The sequence below is a fragment of the Nostoc sp. FACHB-280 genome, assembly GCF_014697615.1.
GTDB lineage: Bacteria > Cyanobacteriota > Cyanobacteriia > Cyanobacteriales > Nostocaceae > Nostoc_B.
Genome location: NZ_JACJSD010000038.1, coordinates 37,219 through 61,690, shown reverse-complemented (window position 1 = coordinate 61,690; position 24,472 = coordinate 37,219). Strand labels below are relative to the sequence as shown.

Annotated in this window: 20 protein-coding genes; 17 read left to right on the top strand and 3 right to left on the bottom strand. The window is 41.2% G+C overall.

Features of this window, described 5'->3' with window-relative positions; all coding sequences use genetic code 11:
• The first annotated feature begins 22 nt into the window (after nucleotides 1-22).
• The 9 genes from H6G75_RS23860 to H6G75_RS23820 all read left to right on the top strand — a co-directional run bounded on the left by H6G75_RS23860 (nucleotide 23) and on the right by H6G75_RS23820 (nucleotide 14,086).
• A complete protein-coding gene (locus H6G75_RS23860) occupies nucleotides 23-2,851 on the top strand; it encodes a hypothetical protein (protein WP_190982425.1) in 2,829 nt (942 codons plus the stop codon).
• 112 nt (nucleotides 2,852-2,963) lie between these two features.
• Nucleotides 2,964-3,695 carry a hypothetical protein gene (locus H6G75_RS23855; protein WP_190970108.1) on the top strand — a complete coding sequence of 244 codons (732 nt, stop codon included), beginning with the start codon at nucleotides 2,964-2,966 and terminating at the stop codon, nucleotides 3,693-3,695.
• Between the two features lie 70 nt (nucleotides 3,696-3,765).
• Entirely contained in the window at nucleotides 3,766-4,917 is a 1,152-nt protein-coding gene (locus tag H6G75_RS23850; RefSeq protein WP_010993862.1) for a hypothetical protein, read from the top strand.
• A gap of 13 nt (nucleotides 4,918-4,930) precedes the next feature.
• Entirely contained in the window at nucleotides 4,931-5,707 is a 777-nt protein-coding gene (locus H6G75_RS23845; RefSeq protein WP_190982424.1) for a hypothetical protein, read from the top strand.
• A gap of 24 nt (nucleotides 5,708-5,731) precedes the next feature.
• Complete coding sequence (locus tag H6G75_RS23840) at nucleotides 5,732-7,561, top strand: TrbI/VirB10 family protein (protein ID WP_190982423.1); 1,830 nt, start codon at nucleotides 5,732-5,734, stop codon at nucleotides 7,559-7,561.
• Nucleotides 7,558-8,406 (top strand): hypothetical protein, encoded by an 849-nt coding sequence (locus H6G75_RS23835; protein ID WP_190982422.1) that lies wholly within the window; start codon nucleotides 7,558-7,560, stop codon nucleotides 8,404-8,406. Before H6G75_RS23840 ends, H6G75_RS23835 begins: the two co-directional genes overlap by 4 nt.
• 6 nt (nucleotides 8,407-8,412) lie before the next feature.
• Nucleotides 8,413-9,825, top strand: coding sequence for a hypothetical protein (locus tag H6G75_RS23830; RefSeq protein WP_190982421.1), 1,413 nt, complete (start codon nucleotides 8,413-8,415; stop codon nucleotides 9,823-9,825).
• Between the two features lie 143 nt (nucleotides 9,826-9,968).
• Nucleotides 9,969-11,756, top strand: a complete 1,788-nt coding sequence (locus H6G75_RS23825) for a type IV secretory system conjugative DNA transfer family protein (RefSeq protein ID WP_190982420.1) — start codon at nucleotides 9,969-9,971, stop codon at nucleotides 11,754-11,756.
• A gap of 86 nt (nucleotides 11,757-11,842) precedes the next feature.
• Complete coding sequence (locus H6G75_RS23820) at nucleotides 11,843-14,086, top strand: hypothetical protein (protein ID WP_190982419.1); 2,244 nt, start codon at nucleotides 11,843-11,845, stop codon at nucleotides 14,084-14,086.
• Nucleotides 14,087-14,132: 46 nt separating this feature from the next.
• Here H6G75_RS23820 and H6G75_RS23815 read toward each other — a convergent pair whose 3' ends face one another.
• Nucleotides 14,133-15,344, bottom strand: coding sequence for an RNA-guided endonuclease TnpB family protein (locus tag H6G75_RS23815; RefSeq protein WP_190982418.1), 1,212 nt, complete (start codon nucleotides 15,342-15,344; stop codon nucleotides 14,133-14,135).
• A gap of 479 nt (nucleotides 15,345-15,823) precedes the next feature.
• On the opposite strand from H6G75_RS23815, the gene H6G75_RS23810 reads away from it, so the two are divergent.
• The 5 genes from H6G75_RS23810 to H6G75_RS23790 all read left to right on the top strand — a co-directional run bounded on the left by H6G75_RS23810 (nucleotide 15,824) and on the right by H6G75_RS23790 (nucleotide 20,910).
• Entirely contained in the window at nucleotides 15,824-16,624 is an 801-nt protein-coding gene (locus H6G75_RS23810; protein WP_190982417.1) for a hypothetical protein, read from the top strand.
• A 204-nt stretch (nucleotides 16,625-16,828) separates the two neighbouring features.
• The gene (locus H6G75_RS23805; RefSeq protein ID WP_228014319.1) at nucleotides 16,829-18,289 is read left to right on the top strand and encodes an RNA-guided endonuclease TnpB family protein; all 1,461 of its coding nucleotides are present in this window, start codon (nucleotides 16,829-16,831) and stop codon (nucleotides 18,287-18,289) included.
• A 132-nt stretch (nucleotides 18,290-18,421) separates the two neighbouring features.
• Nucleotides 18,422-19,264, top strand: a complete 843-nt coding sequence (locus H6G75_RS23800; protein ID WP_190982416.1) for a hypothetical protein — start codon at nucleotides 18,422-18,424, stop codon at nucleotides 19,262-19,264.
• A 360-nt stretch (nucleotides 19,265-19,624) separates the two neighbouring features.
• The gene (locus H6G75_RS23795) at nucleotides 19,625-20,080 is read left to right on the top strand and encodes a hypothetical protein (RefSeq protein ID WP_190982415.1); all 456 of its coding nucleotides are present in this window, start codon (nucleotides 19,625-19,627) and stop codon (nucleotides 20,078-20,080) included.
• 2 nt (nucleotides 20,081-20,082) lie between these two features.
• Nucleotides 20,083-20,910 carry a hypothetical protein gene (locus H6G75_RS23790; protein ID WP_242051626.1) on the top strand — a complete coding sequence of 276 codons (828 nt, stop codon included), beginning with the start codon at nucleotides 20,083-20,085 and terminating at the stop codon, nucleotides 20,908-20,910.
• 153 nt (nucleotides 20,911-21,063) lie between these two features.
• Here H6G75_RS23790 and H6G75_RS23785 read toward each other — a convergent pair whose 3' ends face one another.
• Together H6G75_RS23785 and H6G75_RS23780 are read right to left on the bottom strand one after the other, a co-directional pair.
• Entirely contained in the window at nucleotides 21,064-21,447 is a 384-nt protein-coding gene (locus H6G75_RS23785; protein WP_190982413.1) for a nuclear transport factor 2 family protein, read from the bottom strand.
• Nucleotides 21,448-21,673: 226 nt separating this feature from the next.
• Complete coding sequence (locus H6G75_RS23780; protein ID WP_190982412.1) at nucleotides 21,674-22,087, bottom strand: hypothetical protein; 414 nt, start codon at nucleotides 22,085-22,087, stop codon at nucleotides 21,674-21,676.
• A 35-nt stretch (nucleotides 22,088-22,122) separates the two neighbouring features.
• On the opposite strand from H6G75_RS23780, the gene H6G75_RS23775 reads away from it, so the two are divergent.
• From H6G75_RS23775 to H6G75_RS23765, 3 genes are all read left to right on the top strand, one after another.
• Nucleotides 22,123-22,365 (top strand): hypothetical protein, encoded by a 243-nt coding sequence (locus tag H6G75_RS23775; protein ID WP_045873833.1) that lies wholly within the window; start codon nucleotides 22,123-22,125, stop codon nucleotides 22,363-22,365.
• Between the two features lie 63 nt (nucleotides 22,366-22,428).
• On the top strand, nucleotides 22,429-23,619 hold the full coding sequence (locus H6G75_RS23770; RefSeq protein WP_190982411.1) for a bifunctional 5,10-methylenetetrahydrofolate dehydrogenase/5,10-methenyltetrahydrofolate cyclohydrolase: 1,191 nt from the start codon (nucleotides 22,429-22,431) through the stop codon (nucleotides 23,617-23,619).
• Entirely contained in the window at nucleotides 23,616-24,449 is an 834-nt protein-coding gene (locus H6G75_RS23765; protein WP_190982410.1) for a glycosyltransferase family A protein, read from the top strand. Before H6G75_RS23770 ends, H6G75_RS23765 begins: the two co-directional genes overlap by 4 nt.
• Nucleotides 24,450-24,472 lie beyond the last annotated feature (23 nt).

The following is a 24,472-nucleotide window of genomic DNA, read 5'->3' as shown; positions in this document are numbered from 1 at the left end:
TCACCGAACGAAACTACAGGCTATGAGTTCGACCGCCTCAACGAAAATAAAGGACAAAATTGGTAAAAAATCCCTCGATACCGAACAATTAGGTGTTGTCAAAAATCTGACACCGTTCGAGGATATTACTCATTTAGCCGGGATTGCAAGTATCTCGCTTGCTGGTCGCAGAGATATCGGCGCACTCATCCTCCAGAAAAAAGAAGATATTCAAATTAAGTTCTGCTTCGACGTACAAGGAGTCCACCCGTCCTTACCAGAAGAACAGATTCTCCCGATTTTTGAAAATATTGAGGGTGGACTCAAAGAACTTCCCGAACGCGAAACCTTAACAATTCATCTTGGTTCGTTCACTGATGATTTCCTCCGGCAGCAGGAACTCAAAAAGATAGAGGATAAATGCGACCTAGAGCAACTAACTTTATTAGTGCGATCGGAACGTCTGCGAGCAAGAGAACTCACTAAAGCGGGAACTCGTAAAAATAAGTTTTTACGTTTCTGGTGTACCTATAGTGTCCTGGCTTCTGAAGACAGTCGCTCAAATGATGCAATTGAAAAAACTATCAAACAATTGCAAAATGCTTGGTTCCAATTTACTGGACAAATTCACGGTGTTCGGCAAGAACGAATCGAAACAATTTTACGGGATAGTTTTACCTCTGGGTTTCAACGGTGGGAACAACTTTTGACAAACTCGATGGGGCTAGCAGTACGAGCAGTCACAAGTGAGGAAGTATGGTCAATTCTTTGGAGCCAATTTAACCGTAGCGATGCACCCAAAGTTCCCAATCCCCTCATATTAGATGAAGAGGGACTTCGAGAAGTTCAAACTAGCGATTTCCACATTCGCCACCTGATGCTGGAGAATGAAAAATCTGTCCCGTTTCTCGATCGCAGCTGGGTAAGACTACAAGACAAGTATATTGGTGTCCTGCAATTTAGCGAAAAGCCCCAGGGCTGGGTAGACGAATACGCCCAGCTTCGATACCTCTGGGAGGTAATATCCAAAGAAAAAATCTCCGACACCGAGATTATCTGCCAGCTATCTAAAGCCAACCAGGGACTTGCCAAAACTGCTCTGCAACGGATTACCAAACAGTCAATTACCTCCAGTGCCATGTCTTCCGAGAAGGGGTCAATTGACGTAAAAGCCAATATGAACATTGAGGAGGCAGTTAAGGCACAAGAAACTATCCTCAGAGGCAGTCTCCCCATCCATACTGCTGTTGTTTTTTGTGTCCATCGTCACAGTCGTCAAAAACTTGATGAAGCTTGTCAATACCTTTCTAGCTGCTTCTTGCGACCTGCTGTAGTTGATCGAGAAATCGAGTATGCCTGGAAAACATGGTTACAATGTGTACCTGTTGTTTGGGAAAATTTACTCACGAGACCCTTTAACCGTCGTCTCCCCTATTTCTCATCAGAAGTTCCCGGACTCATGCCAATAGTCAGAACAGCTACAGGAGATAAATCCGGGTTTGAGCTAATTGCTGAAGAGGGAGGAACCCCAGTACATCTTGACTTGTACAAGCAGCACAAAAATCTTGCCATTTTTGGTACTACTCGTGCGGGTAAATCTGTCTTAGTAGCAGGTTTATTAACACCTGCCTTGGCTCAAAACATTCCCGTAATTGCGCTTGATTATCCTAAACCCGATGGTACTAGCACGTTTACTGACTACACCAAATTTATGGGAGAGGAAGGGGCGTATTTCGATATTAGTAAAGAATCGAATAATCTATTTGAATTACCTGATTTAAGGGGGTATGAACCTGAAGTTATTAAAGAGAGAATGACCGATTTCAAGGAATTCTTGAAATCCACATTAATGATAATGGTACTAGGGACAAATCCTATAGGGGTAAGTCCGACAACAGTATCAAATATTGAAAGTATCATTACAATTACAATTGAAACTTTTTACAACGATGAAGATATCAAACTTCGGTACAAGCTAGCATTAGAAAATGGATTGGGAACACCTGAATGGGCAGATATTCCTACACTTAAAGATTTCTATAATTATTGTTCGCCTGGATTTATCAAACTCGATTCCATCACCAATAATAGTAAAGAAATTCTCGATGCTCTTGACCAAATCAGATTGCGATTAAAGTTTTGGCTAAATTCACGAGTTGGGCAATCAATCGCCAACCCATCTAGCTTTAGAACTGATGCTCGATTGCTTGTATTCGCACTGCGATCGCTTGGGAGTGAAGCCGATGCCGCAGTCCTTGCCCTGAGTGCCTATTCCGCAGCCTTACGTAGAGCTTTATCATCTAAAGTATCAATATTTTTCTTAGATGAAGCACCAATTTTATTCAATTTTGAGAGCATAGCCGAGTTAATTGGTAGACTCTGCGCTAACGGTGCAAAAGCAGGCATACGTGTAATTTTATCTGCCCAAGAACCAGAAAGTATTTTCCAAAGTAAGTCTGCTTCTAAGATATTTGCTAACATCACAACTCGCTTGATTGGTCGGATTCAAACATCGGCAGTTGACCCATTTGTGAACAGGTTTAAATACCCTTATGAAATTATCTCACGCAATAGTACCGAAGCATTCTTCCCAAAACGCGAAAGTATTTATTCACAGTGGTTACTTGATGATAACGGCAAACTTACTTTCTGTAGGTATTATCCTGCTTATTGCTTACTTGCAGCAGTAGCAAATAACCCAAATGAGCAAGAATTACGCACTCTATTTCTCAATAAATATGCCGATAATCCAATGCTGGGTATGGTGAAATTTTCAGAAAGCTACATACAGATGCTTCGGGGAGATGAGTTAAGCCAAGAAGCACAACAATTACTGGATAACAATAACAATCAGCAATTAAAGTCAGCATAAATTATAGAAGTAAAGCTAAGAATAATCTGGATTGATAACAAGAAGAATCAATAACTCATAAACAAGTGGCTTAACTTTAATTGCCACATCGATTATTTTATCCACGAAAAGTATGAAACCAAAATTCAAGTTTACTAAGAAAGGAGTAATAATCGGGTCAATAATTGGTCTGGTTACTTTACTCGGTACAGCACCCAGTTACGCCTTTTCAATTGATGATTTCTTCAAGGTTTTAGGGAAATTCAATAACTATTTTGAGGAAACCAAAAAGGAACTCACTTCAGGAACCAATAAATGGGGTGGGATGAAAGGCGAAGCTAAAACTGCTATTCAGACTGGCAGTATGGATATGCCAGATCCAGTAAACTCAGCCGAAAAGCTCAAAGAGCAACTCAAGAACAAGGGTAACTGGAATGAAAGCAACACAGTTGAAGCTGCGGTCAGTGCAGCTAACGAACTGGAGAGAGAAACCACCCGCGCTACGATCGCCAGCGTATTGGGGGAAGTCGGTCAGGAACGTACCAAAAATGAGATAGAAGCAACTGAACAAACTGTAGCTGAGGCCAAAGAACTCGCAGAATCTGCACAACCAATGGATGCTTCACAAAACATCCTCAAGGTCATTGCTGCCCAAAACTCGCAAATTGTCTCAATGTTGGGTCAATCTCGCATTGACGGACTGCAAACACGGCACGATGCCCAGCAAACTAACCTAATGCTATCTCAACTTGCTGAACAAGGGGCAAGCGATCGCCGCCGTCAAAACCTGATGATGGACGGTATCAGCGCTCAGTATGTCGAAATCAGTGGGTTTAGCAGTCTCAAAACTACCGCAGGTGAATAATTCACCTTAATTAGTTGGTCATCTCTGCAATTGAGATGACCAATTCTCCATCAGGTACATAATACAGACCATGTTAGAACATCTTGTAATTGCAACCGACCCATTCTTTGGGCAAGACATTTTAGAAAATGCGTCAGCTGGAGCGCAATTAGTAGCAGAAGGTTTTAATGAACTTTGGCAGGAAACCCTCAACGGCAATTTGTACGGCTCGATGTGCAAAGTTGGTCAGTTTTTTGCGATCGCTACACTCACCCTTTTTATGGTTGAGTTAGGCAAAAACTGGATAAATCAAGAAGATATGAAAGCTCTCTCCAGTTGGATATGGCCCATTCTGGTGATCGGACTACTAGCTAACAATGGCACTTTACTCAGAAGTGGAACACTCGCCATCCGGGGATACATTAATACTGTTAATAATGACATCCTGGAATTTACTGCTGCCGGAGCCAACCTAGAAGTAGCATTCAACCGCGCAGTCGGCAATATTGCCCTCCAGCAGCAAGTAGGGGCGGCAATGGAAAGATGCCGCTCAATCCCTGGTAACACGCAAGATTCAATCACCTGCTTGCAACAAGCAGAAGCAGAACTTAAAACCTCTGCGCCCGATCTATTTAAAGGAGAAGCCCCCGATAGCGGTAGTTGGGAATTTAACCCACTTCAGGCTTTATCTGATGCTAAAGACGCGCTCGAAAATCTCTCCCCTGGTCAAATCGCCGAAAAGATTGGTAATACTATCACCAGTACAATCGGTTCGATGATTACCGGATTTGTCGCAGTCATCCTCCTCGCCCTCAATAACGCTTACCAGTGGGGTATCGAATTTACGATGCTTTTAACTGCCCTACTTGGCCCGTTGGCAATAGGGGGTTCGCTACTCCCCTTTGGCGCAAAACCTATTTTCGCTTGGCTAACTGGATATTTCACCGTTGGAATGGCGAAACTCTGCTTCAACATGATTATTGGTTTATGCGGACAACTTATCGCTAATTCCGAACAAAATCAACCGATGATATTTCTGCTTTTTGTTGGGTTAGTTTCTCCTATCCTGGCATCTGCATTAGCCGCAGGTGGTGGAATAGCTGTTTGGACAGGATTAGGTAAAACAGTAGCATTTGGCTCTGAAATTGCAGCAGGAATCGCTACAGGTGGAGCAAGTACAACTGCTACGGTTGCTGTCAATGCCACCAAATTTGTTAGTTCCAAAATCAAAGTTAAAAAGTAATTAACAAATAAATATGCTTAAACCTAAGTCTAAATCTCAACCGGCTCGGCTTCTCAGTTATGGTCAATCTACCTCCACACCTATTGCAATGGCGATCGCGGTTACAGCAGGAGGAACTATCTTATCTACCCTATTGCAAATCATAAATATTGGCATGACTGCTAGTACAAATCATCATGTCAAAGGCATGACGATTGTTCAACTCCAAGATGGGTCTATTTCACCTGGTAAATTTGCCGCTCCTAATGAACGCGAAGCCGAAACTATCAAACGCTTTATCTCAGATAGCATGATTAAAATGTTCGGTTGGAACGGAATAATCGAAGCAACAGAGAATGGCGAAAATGTCACTAAACCTGATAGGGGAATAGATATTCAAACAACAAAAAATAGTAGAAAAAAAATTCCGACTAGAGCCTGGGAAGCTGCATTTGCACTATCTGAAAATCAAGATTTCCGGGCAAACTTTCTCAAGAAATTAGCAGAAATCGTTCCAAGTGGTGTATTTAACGGTGAAGTTCAAGTTTCGCTCGTCACCCGCCATATCTCTGAACCCAGAAAAATTAAGGATGGACAGTGGGAAGTTGATTATATCGCTACGCTCGTAAGCTTTAATAGAAACGAAAACCAAGGCAGAGGAATTGCATTTAACAAAACAATCACTGTCGAAGCTATTGATACTCCCAAATTACCAAATAAGCCAACTGAACTCGATAAGAAAATTTATTTAGTAAGAGAACCAGGTTTAGAAATTACTCAAATTATTGATTATAACCTCGGCAAGAAATAAAAATAATTAATCAAGCATAGAACTATGTTACAGCTAGAAAATGAGGCTTCCAATAAACACATATCTTCTGTAAATAGTCTTTTACCAATCGATAGTACAGAAGAAGATGAAGTTGAAAATTCACAATTTGAGGTGGTTGAAGAAGATGAAACTGAAGTAGAAGACCCCGCGTTAATCCAAACTAAACACGACTTTGTTACATCTCCCTGGTCAAGATTAGGAATTATTGGTGGTGCATTTGGTGCTGGGTTTCTAGTTATATTTGTTGTCCTCAACGGCATGATGAATGGGAGTGGTAAAAACGCAAAAAAACCAGAATTAACTACTACTCCAACTCCCACGGTTGCCGCATCTGAGAAAAAAGAAGGCGATGTTTATGCCAAGCTTGCTCTCGCCAAGCAACAGGAAGAACTGGATGCCCTAAATGGTAAAGCTAACACGGAAGACAAAGAGGAGAAAAAAGAAGCTACTGAAGAAGAACAAGCCAAAAACCAAGAGAAAACCCGTTCTATTCGACAACGAAGGGTAGTTGCTCAAGAAACTCCCCCTACTTCCAGAAGACGTGTATACCGGGAAGCAACATCCGAACCTGTTAGACCAACACGTAGAGTAGTCGCCTCACAGCCAATACCACCTCTGCGTCCTAGCGCTCCTCTGCCAAAATTTGCTAAACAATTAGTTGCTAGCAACCAGAGTGTCGCCAAAGACCCAATAGCTGAACTCGAACGCCTGCGTAACCTGGGTTCGGTTGGTCGAGTTGAGTATATGCTAGCCAGTACTACTGTCAGTGAACCTACAAACACAACAGTAGCAGAAGTTACAGCTAAAACTGAAGAAACATTACGCCCAGCAGAACAAAATAGCGATCGCTCCCGTCGTCGTCGTAGCCGACGCAGCGAGAATACCGAAACAGTTACCAATACTCCTAATCAAGTTGAAGAACTGCGCCCGCGTTGGCAACCTATAACCACAAATGATAGTACTCCTGAGTATGGCAATACTAGTGACAAAGATAACAATCAAGCCATGCCAGTGATTTATAGTTTCTCGGTGAAACAGCCACAAATTAGCTTAGAACTTGACAAAAAAAAGACCGTAGAATCCAGTTTTGCTAGTAATAAAGAAAACAACTCTACTCTGCAAGTTGAGCAAGTTGCAAATAACTACCTGCCAGAAGAAGCGCAGATACTCCAAGAAACACAACCGCAGTATCTAGTTGTCGGTTCGTTTGCAAGTGCAACCCTAGTAACTCCACTCGTTATGCCCCAAACCAGTAATAACAGTCGTTCCCAGGAGCAGACAAATACATTACGGTTTGTCGCCCGGTTGGACGAGCCGCTTTATAGCAATACTGGGGAAATAGCCATTCCCGCCGGAACACAGGTAACTATCGCTATGATTTCGGTTGATAGCACATCAGGTGTGCGTGCCGAAGTCGCGGCCATCCTCAAAGACGGCACAGAATATCCTCTATCACCTGGAACGATATCAGTTTTGGGAGAGGCGGGTTCACCCCTAATCGCCAGACCTTACGACGACAAGGGATCTGAAATTGCCAAATATGATGCCACATTAGGGACAATAGCTGGTCTTGCCAAGGTAGGGGAAATTATTAACCAGCCGGATGAAGAAGTCACAGAAGATTTGCCTTTAGGTGGGACAAGAACTCGCAGCCGCAATAACAACCGCAACTTGGGAGCTGCTTTCCTTGAAGGTGCTTTTGGCAAACTTGGCGAAACAATCAGCAAGCGTACAGAACGTGCTACTGACGAAATCAACCGCCGTCCCAATGTTTGGTATGTGCCTAAAGACACCAAAATCACAATCAAAGTCGATAGGTCAATCAAGCTGTGAAACTAAGAGATATAGCCGATTTTAGTTTAAGGATGCCAGAGGCGATCGCCTCTGGCACTGCGCTCCGCGCAATCGCCTTTGGTGGATGCCTCACCATCGCCACCATGCTTGCACCAAACCAACTTGTACTAGCAAATACTATCCGTCAAGTTGCAGCGTCCCAGGTGTCAGGGGAAAATGCCCAATTGCAGACAGTAAAGGTCTGGCCTGGACATGGGGTATCAATATCGTTCTACAACACCAGAGAAATCATCAAGAAAATCTGGCTGGATGACCCATCTAGGTTTGTTTTTGATGTAGACGGATGTCTTGAGGGCTTAGGTAAGTGTTCTGGAAGCAGTACGGGTGCAGGACTAATTCACATTCGCCGCATCGAGACAGTCAAAATCCCCGGTTTACCACCAGCTCCTTACGGGGCGCACATGACGGTGATTACCGAATCTGGCTCAACAAGGAAAAGCTATCACTTCCGAATTGTAGCGGGCAGTGGCACACCAGAGTACAGCCAAATTGAAATTATTGGCGATACTCCCAGCAAACCTGAAGAAGTAAAACCAAAGGTCAGTTACACCGCATTATCTGATAGCAGACATATCGCCAAAGGGATGCAAGTTGCTCTAAAAAACCAGTGGGTTACTACAGACAGCAAGCTCTGGAAGCGTCTGAACCAACTTGTGGAGTTGCGATCGCAAGGAGAAGAACTTGTCGTCGCCGCCAGCACTGCCGGAGTATCAATGCAATTGGTTGAAAAACTCATGCTACTGGGTGGAAAGCGCTTGTTAGAAATACCACCACAGCGTAATAACCCTTTCACAACAAATCCAGGTAAATCAAGTTTTAAATAAATAGTGATGTATACCGAAAATCTGGCCGCTAACAACCAAATTTTAGATACTACACCAGAGGTCACTGCGATTGTACCAGTGAGAGCTGCAAGCCAGGAAACTACTCACAACAAAACCAACCGAGGGCTTGAGTATCGGATGGAAAAATTTAATAAATTACGCTACCTAATGGTTGCAGGACTTATTGCTGGGCTTGCCCTACACGGATTAATCCGATATGGAGGTAGCTATAATATCGGCAGTCTCTTATTCGGCGAAAAAGCGGTAGCTCAAACAGTTCCATCGAAGTATTCAAATTTGAACACTTCGATAGATAAGACAAAACAAACCAAACAGCCACAGCCCGTTGCAACAAAATACGTCAATGGCGCACCTACTCCCGATTGGAGCAGTATCACGTTTAGAAACATGAAATTTGGCGGTGCTGGCAGCGTTGAATTCCCTAATATCAAAAACCCTGGTATGAAGGAAACACGCACCTGGAGTGCCGGACAAAGCCTTGCTGAAGTCATGGAACTGGGCGATTTTGAAGCAACCGAGTTCAAGATTGAAGATTTCACGCTTGGAGATATCGCTGACATCACGGGCGTTCAACTTAAAAATCTCAAACTGTCAGATTTTGAAACACTCAATTGGCAAACACTTGAAGACCTCGCCGAAGCAATTCCTAATTTAGAAGATTCAGAAGTCGGAGCCATCCCCCCGATTCAAGAACTAGTGACCAAAGTAACAGGCAGCACCGCAAGCTACCAAACTGTTAGTGAGGTGCTGGACAATTATCCCCAACTCGGAGAAGTGGAACTTGGTGAGTATGTCAAACTTGATAAATATAAACTCACCAGCATCCCTGGTATTGAGGATGCACAGCTAAAAGACTTTACTAACTGGCAAAACACAACAATTGGTAAGGTTCCGGGATTAGCTGATGTACCGTTCGATCGGTTCCCCAGTGTTCCCATCCCCGATGTTAGCTTTATCGGCAAAGTAGACCTACCCCTCGGTTCGCTTGAAAGCGGACGTTGGAAGTCAATAAGCGGTAGCTATCAAGCTGGGTTTAATGTCCCGTGCGAGAAAACCTGTGGTCACATCGAAGTTTCGGGAAGCGATATTGTGACTGGCGCACAATGGATGTCCGGCAAAGACCAAAACGTTAAAGGCGGATTCGGCATCTTGGGCAGTCTCAACGGTGGCAAAGAACCCACAGGTCGCCATCCTTTTGGGAAATCATTTAAACAAGTCATCTGGGACATTAACGAAGCGGACGGCAGTATCACCACCGCGATGTTCTTCCGTATCTGCAAACGGGGATGGGTTGACTTGGGTTGCTCGCCCTACTTCATTGGCCCAGTTCCCTTCTTCACCTACCGCGAGATAGACCCAATTATCCTTGGTACGCCCCTCACCGTACCTAAAAATTAACAAGTAAAAAGGCAATCATAAAAGAATTTATCCTCTTTAACTTTTGACTTGGAGAGGACACACCAGATAACTAATGAAGAAATATGCAACTTCACTTCACCGCATATTTCTTCGATTTCCTCATGCAATTAATACAGATTAATATGAATAATTATCTATTTGCAACTGCTAAAACTAAGACAGTTAGAGAAGTAAAAGCTGCTCATAAAAATAGCAATACTGACTTTAGTAAGTATACAGATAAGTTCATGTCAACTCAAGGTTTGGCACTGGCCGGGGGAATTGGCTTATTATTGCTTTTACAGCTTTTTAGTAATGGTAAAAAAGGCAAGCTTGCTACTAGCTATTGGGGTGGAGCAAAGGAAACCGCTCAAGCTAAGAAAAAAGCCCTCAAGCAAATCGTCGCTCCTAAGTGCGATAGTGCCAGTTTATATATTGGAGTACACAAATACAAGGGTCAAAAATTACCCAAGGGGGGTGGCGGAGTTCCAGTTTATGTACCCGATGTCCAACGCGGAACTGCTGTAATTGGCGCACCCGGTAGCGGTAAATCATTCTCGGCTATCAACCCGATGATTTACTCAGCAATTGACCAAGGCTTTGGTATAGTATTATACGATTTTAAGTATGCCAGTCAAGCCAAAATCGCCAGTTATGCCAAATCCAAGGGGTATGACGTACATATATTTGCACCGGGATTTCCCGAATCAGAGGTATGTAACCCAATCGATTTCTTGCGCGACAGTAGCGATGCTGAAACCGCACGGCAGTTAGCTACGGTAATTAACAAAAACTTCCGCCTGTTAGGTAATGCGTCTGAGGATGCTTTCTTTGGCCCCGCCGGCGACCAGTTGACCCAGGCTATTTTAATGCTAACTAAAGAGTTTGGCGATGCCTCCGGCGGGCATAGCCATCGCGCTGATATTATGACGGCTGCGGCAATACTTTCTAGCGAGAAGATGGTCGAACGCTTGATGGCAGCCGAACTAAACCCTTGGATTAGGATAGCTTTTGGTCAATTATTTAGCTCGGCTGGCTCAGAGAAAACTGTAGCGGGTATTGCTGGTAGTGCTTCATTGATGTTCACCCGGTTCATGGCAAGGGGTACATTGGGATGCTTTGTTGGTAAAACAACCTTGCCCCTGGAGGTAAAACGCAAACAGATGATTATCTTCGGGTTAGACCGCGAACGCCGCGATGCTGTCAGCCCCCTGATGACTAGTATTCTTCACATGGTAGTTTCCCGCAGTATTGCCAAAAAACGTAAGGAAGATGGCCCATTAGTAGTGTGTCTTGACGAGTTGCCAAGTATCTTTCTTCCAGATTTATTTAGATGGCTTAACGAATCTCGTTCCGAAGGATTCTGCGGTATCCTGGGTTGGCAAAATATGGGTCAGCTTGAAAAGATTTATGGTAAAGAAATCTCTAAAGCTATCCTTGGCGCGTGCGGTACAAAATTTGTTTTTAATCCTGGTGAAGAAGAATCAGCACGATTATTTTCTGCATATTTAGGTGAAGAGGAAATTAAATATAAACAAAAATCTCGCTCAACGGGAGGGGGTAAATCCAGCACATCTATCAGCGAACAAGAACGGACTCGCAAGCTATTCGAGCCAGCCCAATTCCTCAAATTACCACCTGGGAAATGTCTATTTATCAACCCGGCTTATAGTAATAAAAATGAGGGTTCAGTACCACTATTAAAAAATATCAAAATCCCTAAATATATCATTGGATTAGAACAAGAAAATGACGCTCGCTGGGATAAACTCATCAAAGAGCTTGCTAGAAAAAGTACCCAGAAAAAACCGACACAGGAAGATTTAGATTTACGAGTCAAGGAAGTAGATCGGAAGTTCCCTATACCACAAGCACCCGTACAAGCGGGCAATGCACCGTTACCTGTTGATGCGTACAAGAGCTTTTTCTAAAAACTTTAAGTTTGATGACCAACTGGTTATTATAAAGCACAGTCAGACTGTTTGAATTTATAGATTATTTCCACCATATTTAATATATGTTTGATCCTAGACACACTCAAATTAATGAATCATATTTAGGTACAGCCGATACTGCAATTCAAACAAGTCGAGAATTAAGTAAAAGCCTAATTAATGCACTTATTAAGATAACTAAAGTAATTCTCGAAAAACTCAAAGAAGCTCAAGAAGCAAGTAAAATTGCCGTTGAAGTTGGCAAAGATATCTACAATCTTGTACCTGATGAATCTACCCCTGGTGCATATAAATGGGAAAAGGTAGATTTAACCAGTCAAAGTATAAAAAGCAATCAAGAAACTAATATTGTGTTAATGCCCGATGTATTAGTAGAAGGTCAATACACAATAGAAACTGAACCTTTTACTGACTATCAAGCACAAATAATTGCTGCAAGATTAGTAGAAAATGTACCCAATTTAAATAATAATTATCAGCAAACAAGTGATAATACTCTGAAAATTACAGCTTATCTAGAGTCAGATGGTTCAGAAAAACAAATCGTTATCTACGAACAAAATAGCGAAGGTAAATGTACAACTAATCTCGTCACTGAAATACTTACTCCAGATGAAATAATAGATGTGGCAAGTGAACCATTAATTAAGCTGCTACCACCATCTGCTGACATTATTAACAATTATAAAGATACAAAAGATGATAATGAAAATTTAACTGCTATAGAAGACAATTCATCGTTAGATGATAGTCAATTTTCGACCAATAAGTTAATACAAGATGAAAACAGTTCGCCCATAAATCAAGAAATAAACTCATCTGTTGAAATAGAGGTAGATAACAGTCTTGAAGATGATGTGGTCAATAATCTTCAAGAAGAAATCGCACAGTCCGAAGAAACTATTCAAATTCGACGGATAGTTACTAGTAACCATCAATCTCAAAATCCAGCTGAAGAGGAGGTAAATAAAAATGTAACTCCCAATCAGTTTTTTATACAAGAGCCAGAGGAGCAAGCAACTAATAATCGAAAAAAATATGCACCTGAATTTACCTATCAAGAAGTAGCTAATTCTCAAGATGTAGAGCCAGCAGCGCAACAGTGGGCGCGTCAGGTTGAAGTACCTATTTATCAAATTAATAATAAACAAGCGCAGGAAGAACGTTACAACGGGGAAAATAAAGACATTGCTGAAACTGCGATCGCAATGTTAAAAAAATACGGCACTCTTGAACAAGATGGTTCACGTATTTACCGTAGCGATACATTTGTGATTCGCCAACAGGGAGACACCGTTAGCATTCATCGCCGCAGTGATGAATTATTTGGGTGGGAGAACTCTTTGATGGATTTTAAACTCAACAAAAAAGAAGAACCCAAAATCATGAAAAAGCCTACAGAGATGTTACCTGTTGAACGTCAGGAGTTTCTCATGGTGGCAGAATATTTAGGCGACAATGGCAAGCTACCTGACCTCAACAATGCCGATATCCGTGATGTAGCAAACAGCTTGGGAAGTCTTGCACCTGCCGGCACAATTAAAACGCTGGAAGTATTTAAACAAAATGAGATGTTACACACCCTGAATAATGTCCTCATCCAGGCTGATAAGGAAGAACTTACAGTAGGTGAATTTACCATCAAGCGATCGCGCAACCCCGAAAAAAATCGAGCCAGCTTGCAATTATTTAAAACTACCGAAGAAAAAGGTACTCATGAACTTGTCCGGTTTGACCTAACTAAAACCGAAGCCGGCATTACCAAAGAAGTCAGCAAGATGAATATCTCTGAGTACGATATCAACCAAATTAAGTTTATTGCCCAAAACGCCAGCAAACTCAACTTGGAACAAATCTTTGGTAACGAACAATCTACTCCCACCGCCGCATCTGCACCCAAAAAACAAGTAATACAAGCAGTTGGCGATTTGCCTGTCACAGTTCACCCCTACATCGCCAAGGAATGGGCAAATATGGTCAAGCATGGTGGCCCTGACTGGGGAGGGGCAATGAATCAAGGCAATGAAGAAATTCTACAACGGATAAATGAGAACAACGGCAAGTTACCAATTGCCGACCAGCGAGAGATGTACTTCAAGATTATGACCTATAAGGCAACTGAGGCACAAAAGCAGGGAGAAACAGTCGTCGATTTTGTTCCGCTTAAAGATATTATGAATGACTTACAAGCATGGCGAGGAGAAGAAATTCGGCAGCAATATACCCCTACTGAACACATACCCTCCCCTCAAAAGCAAACTGTCGCTGCTGCACCTAAAACCAAGTCAAGAGAAGTTGAACTTTGACATCCTCTCTCCGCTAACTCGCGGGTGTAGCGGGAGATTCCAAAGATTACTCTTTGGGTTTCCTCTTTCTGCGACTCGACTTACTTGGAGGGATTTCTCCACCCACGCAGAGGTCGATATCTCCAGAGGCTATTAACGTTCCCGTGTGCCCCACGGTACGGAGTCCTATCTCAAGTATGTTTCTTGCAGCATTATGGTCACGGTCTTGAATATGTCCACAGTGATGACAAACATGAGTTCTGGTGCTGAGAGATTTTTTCACCACCTCACCACAATTAGAACAATTTTGGCTAGTTCTATGAGGTGGCACAGCAACAGTGACCACACCAAACACTTTGCCAAAATACTCAACCCACTGCCTAAACTGAGTCCACGCTGCGTCACTAATCGATTTGGCAAGATGTCTGTTCCTTACCATATTTCGCACCTGCAAATCCTCATAGGCTACCAAGTCGCTAGACTGGACTACGCACCTTGCCAATTTCACGGCAAAGTCTTTACGCTGCCTACTTACTTTGAGGTGCTTTCTACTCAAGCGATTTCTCGCCTTAACTCTGTTCTTGGAACCCTTCTTGGTCTTAGACAATCTGCGTTGCAGGCGTTTCAAAGACTTCTCGCTTTTACGCAGGTGTCTAGGATTTTCAACCTGATTACCTTCACTATCAGTGTAGAAGTGATTAAGTCCCACATCCAAACCAATAGTTTTACCAGTTGGCTCTCGCTTTTCGATTCGTTCTTGGTCAATGCAAAACTGCGCGTAGTACCCATCGGCACGACGCACAACCCGCACCCGTTTGAACTGTTTCAACTGGTAGAAATGCAGGTCACGAGTTCCCCAAAGTTTGAAAGTTCCTGCATTAAAACCATCGCTAAAAGTGATGTATCTCCGGTCATCAGAGAGCTTCCACCCACAGGTTTTGTACTCAACAGAACCATGAGTCTGTTCTTTCTTAAAACGTGGATAACCTTTCTTCCCTGGTTTAGATTTCTTGCAATTGTCAAAAAATCGAACAATTGCAGACCACGCTCTTTCCGCACTGGCTTGTCTTGCCATAGAGTTGAGCTTGGCAACCCAAGGAAAGTTTACTTCGGCAGCAAGGACAGCACAGAATTTATTGAGGTCGTAACGCCCAATATCCTTATTGTCCATCCAGTATCTCAGGCAAGCATTACGAACAAAACGAGCAGTTCTAATCGCTTCGTCGAGCGATTGATACTGCTCGTTCAGTCCCTCAAGTTTTGCCTCAAATACCAGCATTTATGTTGCATATTCCAACATAAACAAATATACCATTTTGTCAAAAACTCAACTACCCTCTTCCTTGATTTCGCTTACGCTCTATTTTGGTCAGAAGGTGTCTCGTTTTTGATCCACAATTCATCTCACCGCCACAGTCGCAGGCTTGGCGGTGAGATGAATTGTGGAGTTTAGATAAATTACCCGTCACCAAGTTTGCAAAGTTGCATTGGCAATATAAAAACTTGGGTTTAGAAGTTCCGCAAATTGACATCAGTTGCAAATTTCAAATTCAACAAGCTTTTCATTTATTTAAATGATTAGTTCATTGTTTTAAATTACACAATTCAAGGAGAAATTACTACGTAAAGCTCACGCAGATACTCAATGTAGTATTTCAAGCGAAAAATCAAAAAGTGAGCTTAACCTCTGAATTAAAAAACAGAAATTCACCTATCAGGAGATGGTTTGACTCTAGACTAAACCAGACACTTATTAAAATGATTACTAACCATAACCAACTATTAGAAAATCAAGAAATTATCAGGCCAGTTGATGGTGTAGATTTTCCATTAGTAGGAAATGCGATCGCCAAAGCACTTGCTAAGTATCTAGGAAGCATCTATGAAGATAAAACATGGTTTACTAATTGTCTTGCTCAGGTTGGAGCCAAAGCCCTCAAAATAGAATATGCTTTTGATTACTGTATTACAAATTCAACTTCCCTTGAAGAAGAAGCTCTAAAGTGTATGCTGTTGGGTGCGTTAGAAAATTATGCACGCAGCCGTAACATACATGAGATTATTCAACCCTTTCTACAAGGAGAAAAAACCCTTCAACTTGAACCAGAATATTTCAAAAAATGGCTTCCTAGTATTCAAGATACATCTCAAATTATCGGTATTGTACCCCGTACTTGGCAAACTGTAGCTAATCAAGTAAGTGGGAATATTACCTGCAATGCTTCATACCCTTTAAGTCAATATCTTGGAGGTGCTGATTGCCAGATAATTGCTGGAAATACTCTCATCGATGTACGAACAACTGCCAAAAAGCGTCCCTTCTCTCTAGAAAATTTTTACCAACAAATTAGTTACGTCCTGCTTGATAGCAATGATACCTATAGTATCAATCAAATGGTCTGGTTTTACAGCCGTCAACAGTCGGTATTCTTCTATCCCACTAACAAAATATTCCGCGACTTGCGAGCAACAAGAGAAGAATTTAAGAAAATGATTCTTGATAACTATCACACAAATAGGCTAGCAGAACAAAATAAGTGTTTATATCTTCCCCAGTAAGGATAACAATATGATTCAAGACTTTCAACTTAATCCTAGCTTCAATATTTACTTTGATGGTATGGAGTATCATAGTTTTCTACAACGCACCTATAATGATAAAATACAGAAAACTAATAAATAAGTATTGGGAGGTGATAAATTTTGGCAGCAAAAACACCTAGTTTTATAACTGAAATTCCATTAAAAACAACCTCTAAAGACATGGCTATACTTGCTGCCAGATTAGAAGCAGGAAGACAGTTGTATAACGCTGTATTGTCTGAAGGTTTAACTAGATTAGAATTAGTTCGTAATTCTAATCTATATAATCAAGCTAAACTAGTTTCAAAAACTAACAAGAAAGAACGTGCTACAGCATTTCAAAAAGCGCGTGAAGCTTATAGATTTAGCGATTATTATTTACAATCTTTTGCCAATACAACAGCTATAGCTAGTGTTTGGATTAAATTAAATCTTGACGCTCAAACTATTCAAAAAATAGCAACCAGAGCGTTTAAAACTTTAGAAAGATTAATTTATGGAAAGGCTAAGAAAGCTAGATTTAAACAAAAAGGACAGTTTGCGTCTTTAGAAGGTAAAACTAACAAGCAAGGTATTCGCTGGACTGGTTATAGTGTTGAATGGTTAGGGTTAAAACTTTCGGGAATTATTGATAGTAATGACCCTGTATTATTACATGGTTTAAATTCTAGGATTAAATATGTTCGCTTAGTGCGTCGTATTATCAACCAAAAAACTTACTGGTACGCTCAGTTAGTTTGTGAAGGATTAGCTTATCAAAAGCCAAAAAATGTTATTGGTGATGGTATTGTTGGTGTTGATTTAGGTGTTTCAACTGTTGCAATAGTTGGAGATAATCAAACTATTTGGCAACCATTCGCTGAAGAATTAACTTCTAAGCAAAAGAAAATTAGAAGATTACAGCGAAAGATGGACAGACAAAGACGCGCCAACAATCCTGATAATTTTAATCCCAATGGCACTGTAAAAAAAGGTGTAAAACGCTGGCATACATCAAAACGATATCAAAAGACTGCTAACAAAAAACGTGAAATTGACCGCAAACAAGCAGGACACCGTAAGTCTTTGCACGGTCAATTAGTAAATCAAACATTAGCTTTAGGTAAAACAGTTAAAACTGAGAAAATTAATGTTAAGGCTTGGCAGCAAATTTACGGTAAGTCAATAGGTTTTAAAGCACCATCAAGTTTTCAATCAGAACTAGTACGCAAGGCTGAAAGTGCTGGCGGTACAGTTCTAAAGTTCTCTACTCGAAAAACTGCACTGTCTCAAACTTGTTTGTGTGGTAATAGGCAGAAAAAATCATTATCTCAACGTGTCCATGATTGCTCAGAATGTGGATTACGTATGCAACGAGATATTTTCTCTGCTTATTTGAGTAGGTACGTTGATCCAAAAACAGAAACTCTGTCAATCCCATCAGCTAGAAATGGTTGGTTAGGGATGGAACAATCCTTGCTAGACGGTTGGCGGAGCGGGTCAAATCAATCAGCGAGAACTGCGACTAGTTCAAAGTCACCTATCAATAATGGGTCAGAGTTGATGTCTAGTAATCCAATAGCGCGTGAGGAGTCGGAGCCAGTGAGGGCAAACGAAACTTGCGTAGCAAGTTGGAACCTCATGTCTTTAGGCATGGGGTAGTTCAGTATGGGAAGAATCGCCCACAACCTCAATCTGGTGATCAACAACTTGCTTGGATAAAGAAGGAACTGGAGCAAGAAAAACAGCTTGTTTTAAATATTTAACCCAGCAGTAATAACACCAAAATAATTTATGGAGACTACAAAGCGAGTAATTAATATAAGTGGAAAATTCGGTAGTTGGACTGTAATAGAAAAACAAGGAAAGCAAGTATTATGTAAGTGTGATTGTGGAACTCAAAAACTTGTCTACAGTCACACTCTCACCAATGGTCGCTCAACTAACTGCGGTTGTAAGAAAAGAAAAGAATCTATCCCAGTTGGGGTAAATTTTGGGAGACTAACAGTGATATCTGATATAGAAGTTAAGGGGAAAAGGGGTGAACTACTCCTCCTTACCTTATGCAGATGCGGAACCCAAAAATATGTTAGTAAAAATAGTTTAAAAAGAGGGCTAACGCAAAGTTGCGGATGTTTGCAACGGGACAGCCTCAAAACCGATAAAACTATCCACGGTCACTGCAAAAGCCACGAGTATAACTCCTGGTTACACATCAAGCGCATCTGCTATAACAAGAACCACCATCAGTACAAATATCATGGTGGGTGCGGAATTGAAGTTGATGCATCCTGGCGTGATAACTTTGCCCAATTTCTAAAAGATATGGGATTAGCACCCGAAGGAACAGTTATATCTCGTATCGATCAAGAGAGCGATTTTGCCCCCGGAAATTGTCTATGGATACCCAGAAAAGAACATTATCGTCAAATACATGTATTAAGAAGAAAAGAATTCTTTATTTCTCAAACTTTACCCAAACCAGTCGTTACCAATAGTGAGATTAATGTTTCACCAAACATTGTTCGAGCAATCATCAAAGATCATGCAAATGGTGAAGCCAACATGAATAAACTTGCTATACAATATAAAATTAGCACTCAAGACGCAATAAATATTATCCTTCACCACGTTTAACTATCAATTTATTTTTAATAAAAGTGCGCCATCAATTAAAAAAGCGCACTTTTTATTTTATAGCAAGTATTTAGTTTTAAAACAGACATCAAATTAGTAGATTAATTACCACAATTGTTACACACATCAGCAAGAGAAACATTGATTATAAGTGATTTAGGAAATAATCACTTATATCTAAAGTGTTGTACATGAATATAAAGTTTACTGCAATGAATAATATTTGCTATTTGAAACCAAGTATTCCTACAAATACGAAATCATTGTTCAGTAAACAAAGTACCTAAACTTTCTACCACAGACGAAGTTATCAATTAGCTGGACAAGCAAAGCCTCAAGTCAAAATTATAAAACTTGTACATGATAATACACAACGGCTCTTATATCTGGTTTCATGCAGGACAAACTGCTAGATGGGGAACTATAAATGCAATTAAAGCATTGCCATACCTAATGATTGCATACCAAATCGACGGACAATGGTACAGTGACCCATATTTTTCACAATCTAAAAACTTAGAATATAAACCAGTAATCCCTATAAGTTCAGCAATTATTCATGTACCAAAAATAACAGTTGAGTTACAACCAATTGTTCAATTATGTGCTGGATTTAGGAACAAAAGAATTCATAGTCTTTGGGTGGTTAATGCTCCCGAACAGGTATTGAAACATATATTAGAGTGCAGCCAATGGGACAGTATATCACTCAAGCAACTACTAGCAACTTTGCACGAATTAATTCTTTATGGCTATGAAGTCAAAATACTTCCCGCCAAAAAGGAAACCATATCCGCTATCGAATGGATGGAATAATAATGAATAATAGCAACCAACAACTCACACTTTACTATCCTTGTGCAATTCAGATTTTAGATCAGTTTGTACAGACAATATCAGTTGAGTTTTGGATACAGAATCCAATAAACGAAAAATGGAATTTGTTACCATGTAAAAATGGTGATAGCAGCATATCAGGTTACACATATGCGATAGCACCACGGATAATGGTTTATCCCAATGAAGAATATCCGTCAATAGAAGCATTTTTACAAGCGAAACAAGAGGAAGGTGTAGACTATCCCATTCGACATAAAAGAACTTATCTTACAGTTAAGGGTGCTGCATCTCACAAACTATTCTGGGCATGGACAAATCCTCAGACTAATAAAATTGAACGCATCCATTGGCATCCTTTAGCTATAAAAGTAAAGGCAAGTGAAGATGACCAAACTGACTACTCAAATATAACTCCAGTCAAGATTGTAAATGGAAAATTAATCACACTTGAAAAGGACAATTTACCATCAAATAGAGCAGCTTTTTCGGAGTTTATTGCAGACAGAGAAGAAAACCTCCGCCTTGCACTTGAAGCCCTAAAATCACCCAATCCTGATGCCGCACTCGAACTACTGGCCATCATGGAAGAAATATCCAAAGACTGCTTCTACGCCAGTTGGATTATGGGCAATGGATACAATTTAGAATCAATTCTTAAATCATGGGATGGCACTAGTAACGTCAGCTACGGTAGTGGGGAAATCACACATCAACAATTAGCACTAATGCGCGTTCTTTGTGAATTATCTCAAGGTTGGTGGTTTTGGGATGAAGATAACGATACTGGCGTAATTTTCCAAAGTTAAACTTACAGGGGAATCGCCTAATTATTTAGGCTGGGAGTCTTGCGATCGCTGTACACGATCGGGAATGCGCTTGCGATTAACAGTAGCGCATTTTTATACTCAATATACAGAAGAAGGCCGCCCTAGAAATGCCTGTTCGCTCTTTGCGCGTGGTTAGGTCTTTGGGGTGGACGATGGAAGTCTGTCCACTTCCATAGCTTGAATCAAGCCGTGTTCAAGGGTGAATCGATGACCCACGTGCTCATCGGCAAGAACAGCTCCAGCCAAGTCACGCACGACCTGATGTACATCGACCAAAATGTGCCCGCCCTCCTCCAAGTAAAAGGAAACCGGCTCAACGTGCGGATCGATCTCGCTCCATTGCTCCGTCCAGTAAGCGCGAACTTCTTCAGGCCCACGGACAAAACCGCCTTTGAACGCTCTCGGCCAAACCACGTCCGGAGTCATGAGGGCAAGGGCAGCGTCAATGTCTCGCGCGTTGAAGGCTGCATACGCTGCACGGAGCAGCTCGATTTCTGGTGCTCTTTGATCTGACATAAGCGGTATGGTGAAGCAGATGCAGTAAGGACTAATAATTTATTGTACAGAGTTCATCTGAAGCTTTTTTTATCGACATTATCATGCCTGATGTCAGGTTTATTTCGAGGATTTCCCGTTTTTAATTCTTCTATTGTAAGGAAGGTTGTTTTATACTCACATGCCGCACTTCAAAATGTATTATCTATATTTTCAATAAAAATTCCTAATAATGTTCAGGTTATACTTACAACTCCATATCGCAATTCCGAGTTGGAGAAAATTGATATTGCCTTTGTCTTGCAGACGCTATTTCAAAAGAGGTATCAAATTCCGTAACCTTTGTTCCAAGTTTTAATTCCTCGTATAAAGGCACACCATCACCGTCATTATCACTAAGAAGAATCTTGGTCATAATATGAGCCGGGACAACTTGCGCGAGGCGATTTAATACATTAGCAACAAACTCGTTAGATGCTTCGCAGCCATTAAGGAATCTAATCAAAGCATCAGCAGTAGCCTCAGTCATCTTAGCTGGATTTTTTACCCCCGCTTCCAGAATAAAGTCATCGTAAATAGCTTTCTCGCTATCAGTAAAATTTTCCTTGCAAGCTTGTTGGATAATTAATTCAGCCTGCTGTTGTTGATTTAAAATTGTCATAGTGGTTTTTAGATATTGTTAAAAGAGTAACAGATATGACACATTATGTTTGCGATTTATATGGCAATACAAACTGGAATCTTCCAATAGAAGAAGTCACTGCTAGAACATTCAATACAGAACAAGAAGCCGAACAATGGTTCAAAGATAAGTGTTCTGGTAACAGTATTGAATTTAGTGGCTTCCATGACACTGAACGCTACGTCACAAACTGGGTTTCCTGCGACGGTAAAGAAGTTGGTGAAATCACTAAACGTCCTAGTTCCAATGAATTCTAATTAGGAATTCAGAAGATTGTTTGTACCAGACAATTTTTTCGATCAAATTTAACTCCATATTAAATGACACTCATAGACGGACAATTAATACGAGAACACGTAAAGCAAGAATGTCAAAAATACAAATCCATTTTTCAAGCATCTCAAAAAGAAGTAGCAATCATCAGATTTGAGGCTTCAGAAAATGCCAGCAACGGACTAAGAGCTAGACATGAAGCAGCCAGAATCTCAGCAGAACAAAAAGTAGCAACGTTCAACGCTATTGGCATTACTCCCAATTATATTGTGCTTTCACCCAATATTGCAGTAGAGCAATTTGACAACATTATCCAATCCATTAATGAAAATAGTAAGGTGACTGCTGCTATTGTTCAATACCCAATTCCAGCTAAGTTTACAAGTTCAATTGGGCTATTAGAACCACAAAAAGATATAGATATCGTCCGCAGACAAAGCAACAATTTCTTTGAAAGTTGTGCTACTGCTGAAGGAATCGCCAGAATTGTTGAATCCTACGCACAAAGGGATTCCAATGTTGCAGTTGTCGGCGGAGGTGGCTTTGTAGGTAATGGTGTCATCAAATATTTAGAAGCAAGTAGAATCAGCTGTTTCTGTTTGGAAGACGGCGATGACTTGAGTAGAACTCAAGCAGCTGACATTGTGGTATCAGTCACCGGAAGACAAGGAATTTTCACTCCTTATGTACTCCCGTCTCATCGCTTGGTTGTCGATGGTGGCTTCACACCTACTGCTTCTGGTGCTGCTGGTGATGTAGATCGTAGTGCTTACAGAATCCCCCAAAACATTACGCCCGTCCCTGGAGGTGTTGGCCCGATAGAAATGGCAATTTTAGCAGAACGTTTGGTAAAAATGGATTTGGGCGTAGAACTTGGGAAATGGAACTACCAGCAATTACAGCAAGAACAAATGCAACGTGCTACTATAATAGCCCCCATAGCTAGAGTGTTCTTCGCACAACAAACAACTGCCTACCCTCAATCCATTCGCACAGAGAGAGAAAACCTATTTGTCTTGGAAGGCAGTAACTACCAGATCCGCTTCAATAGCACCACGCAAAGTTTAACTGTTGCCAGAACCAATGAAAAGCTAACGTTAATTCGGCTATCTCTTGCAAGTAATCAAATTGAAACCGCTAGAGGTATAACAAACGAGGACGTAACAAGATGGCAACAAATTCAAGCTGCGATCGATTCAACAACAACGCAATCAAATGATAGAGGTATGGAGCTTTGAAATTATCAATCATCACTGCAACATACAATAGACCTGTGCAGCTTGCATCTACTGCACTGCCAAGCATTCAAAGTCAAACTGACCGCAATTTTGAATGGATCGTTATCAATGATGGCACTAATCCTGATACTAGAGATATTATCACCAGCATTAGGGCAAAAGCTGATTTCCCTATCACTTACGTTGAAATGGAACACCCTGACCCTTGCAGTGGCTTTGGCTTGTGCTACGCCCGTAACCTGGGACTAGATGCAGCTGGTGGTGACATTGTTTCATACCTGGACGATGACAACAGCATTGCTCCTGAATTTGTTGCCTCAATGCGGCAGTACTTTAAACAACATTCCAATATCCGATATGGCATAGCAAGACAGCAGCGCCGCCGCGATGTCATCCGCAATGGTAGTGTGGTTCGCCAAGGAAAGCCTTTTGTTTCGCCTAGCAATTGCTGCTCCCTACAGCAGCTTCTATGGCAACAAGAGATATTCGACAGCAATGGTTTCGTCCACTATCGAAGCGATGCCCCTAGATGGAACCCCTTGTTTCAAGTATTCGCAGACTACGAGTATTTGCTGCAATCTGCCTGCATCTGGGGTGAAAGTGGCTTTGGTTTCAATGACAGCATTCTTGTTAACTATATCCAGTCTTCTACTGGTATTATTGGTAGTTCTAATTATGAGCAATGGGCAACTGAGCTATCGATAATTGTCACTAATCAAGCTAACTATTCCATACTTAAAGGCAGTATTGTTGAACGCTTAGAACAGCTTGTAAATAGTTATAGTACTAAAGCACAAATTTCATTAACGCCAAAAGCATTTGCGTTCTGACAATATAAAGCAGAGCATCAATA

Bases quoted from the DNA above. Each gene is read 5' to 3' on its own strand.
- H6G75_RS23855 (WP_190970108.1), top strand. From the start codon at position 2,964: ATGAAACCAAAATTCAAGTTTACTAAGAAAGGAGTAATAATCGGGTCA.
- H6G75_RS23845 (WP_190982424.1), top strand. From the start codon at position 4,931: ATGCTTAAACCTAAGTCTAAATCTCAACCGGCTCGGCTTCTCAGTTAT.
- H6G75_RS23820 (WP_190982419.1), top strand. From the start codon at position 11,843: ATGTTTGATCCTAGACACACTCAAATTAATGAATCATATTTAGGTACA.
- H6G75_RS23830 (WP_190982421.1), top strand. From the start codon at position 8,413: ATGTATACCGAAAATCTGGCCGCTAACAACCAAATTTTAGATACTACA.
- H6G75_RS23785 (WP_190982413.1), bottom strand. From the start codon at position 21,447: ATGTCAGATCAAAGAGCACCAGAAATCGAGCTGCTCCGTGCAGCGTAT.
- H6G75_RS23860 (WP_190982425.1), top strand. From the start codon at position 23: ATGAGTTCGACCGCCTCAACGAAAATAAAGGACAAAATTGGTAAAAAA.
- H6G75_RS23790 (WP_242051626.1), top strand. From the start codon at position 20,083: ATGAATAATAGCAACCAACAACTCACACTTTACTATCCTTGTGCAATT.
- H6G75_RS23815 (WP_190982418.1), bottom strand. From the start codon at position 15,344: ATGCTGGTATTTGAGGCAAAACTTGAGGGACTGAACGAGCAGTATCAA.
- H6G75_RS23775 (WP_045873833.1), top strand. From the start codon at position 22,123: ATGACACATTATGTTTGCGATTTATATGGCAATACAAACTGGAATCTT.
- H6G75_RS23805 (WP_228014319.1), top strand. From the start codon at position 16,829: ATGGCTATACTTGCTGCCAGATTAGAAGCAGGAAGACAGTTGTATAAC.
- H6G75_RS23850 (WP_010993862.1), top strand. From the start codon at position 3,766: ATGTTAGAACATCTTGTAATTGCAACCGACCCATTCTTTGGGCAAGAC.
- H6G75_RS23800 (WP_190982416.1), top strand. From the start codon at position 18,422: ATGGAGACTACAAAGCGAGTAATTAATATAAGTGGAAAATTCGGTAGT.
- H6G75_RS23810 (WP_190982417.1), top strand. From the start codon at position 15,824: ATGATTACTAACCATAACCAACTATTAGAAAATCAAGAAATTATCAGG.
- H6G75_RS23825 (WP_190982420.1), top strand. From the start codon at position 9,969: ATGAATAATTATCTATTTGCAACTGCTAAAACTAAGACAGTTAGAGAA.
- H6G75_RS23840 (WP_190982423.1), top strand. From the start codon at position 5,732: ATGTTACAGCTAGAAAATGAGGCTTCCAATAAACACATATCTTCTGTA.
- H6G75_RS23795 (WP_190982415.1), top strand. From the start codon at position 19,625: ATGATAATACACAACGGCTCTTATATCTGGTTTCATGCAGGACAAACT.
- H6G75_RS23780 (WP_190982412.1), bottom strand. From the start codon at position 22,087: ATGACAATTTTAAATCAACAACAGCAGGCTGAATTAATTATCCAACAA.
- H6G75_RS23770 (WP_190982411.1), top strand. From the start codon at position 22,429: ATGACACTCATAGACGGACAATTAATACGAGAACACGTAAAGCAAGAA.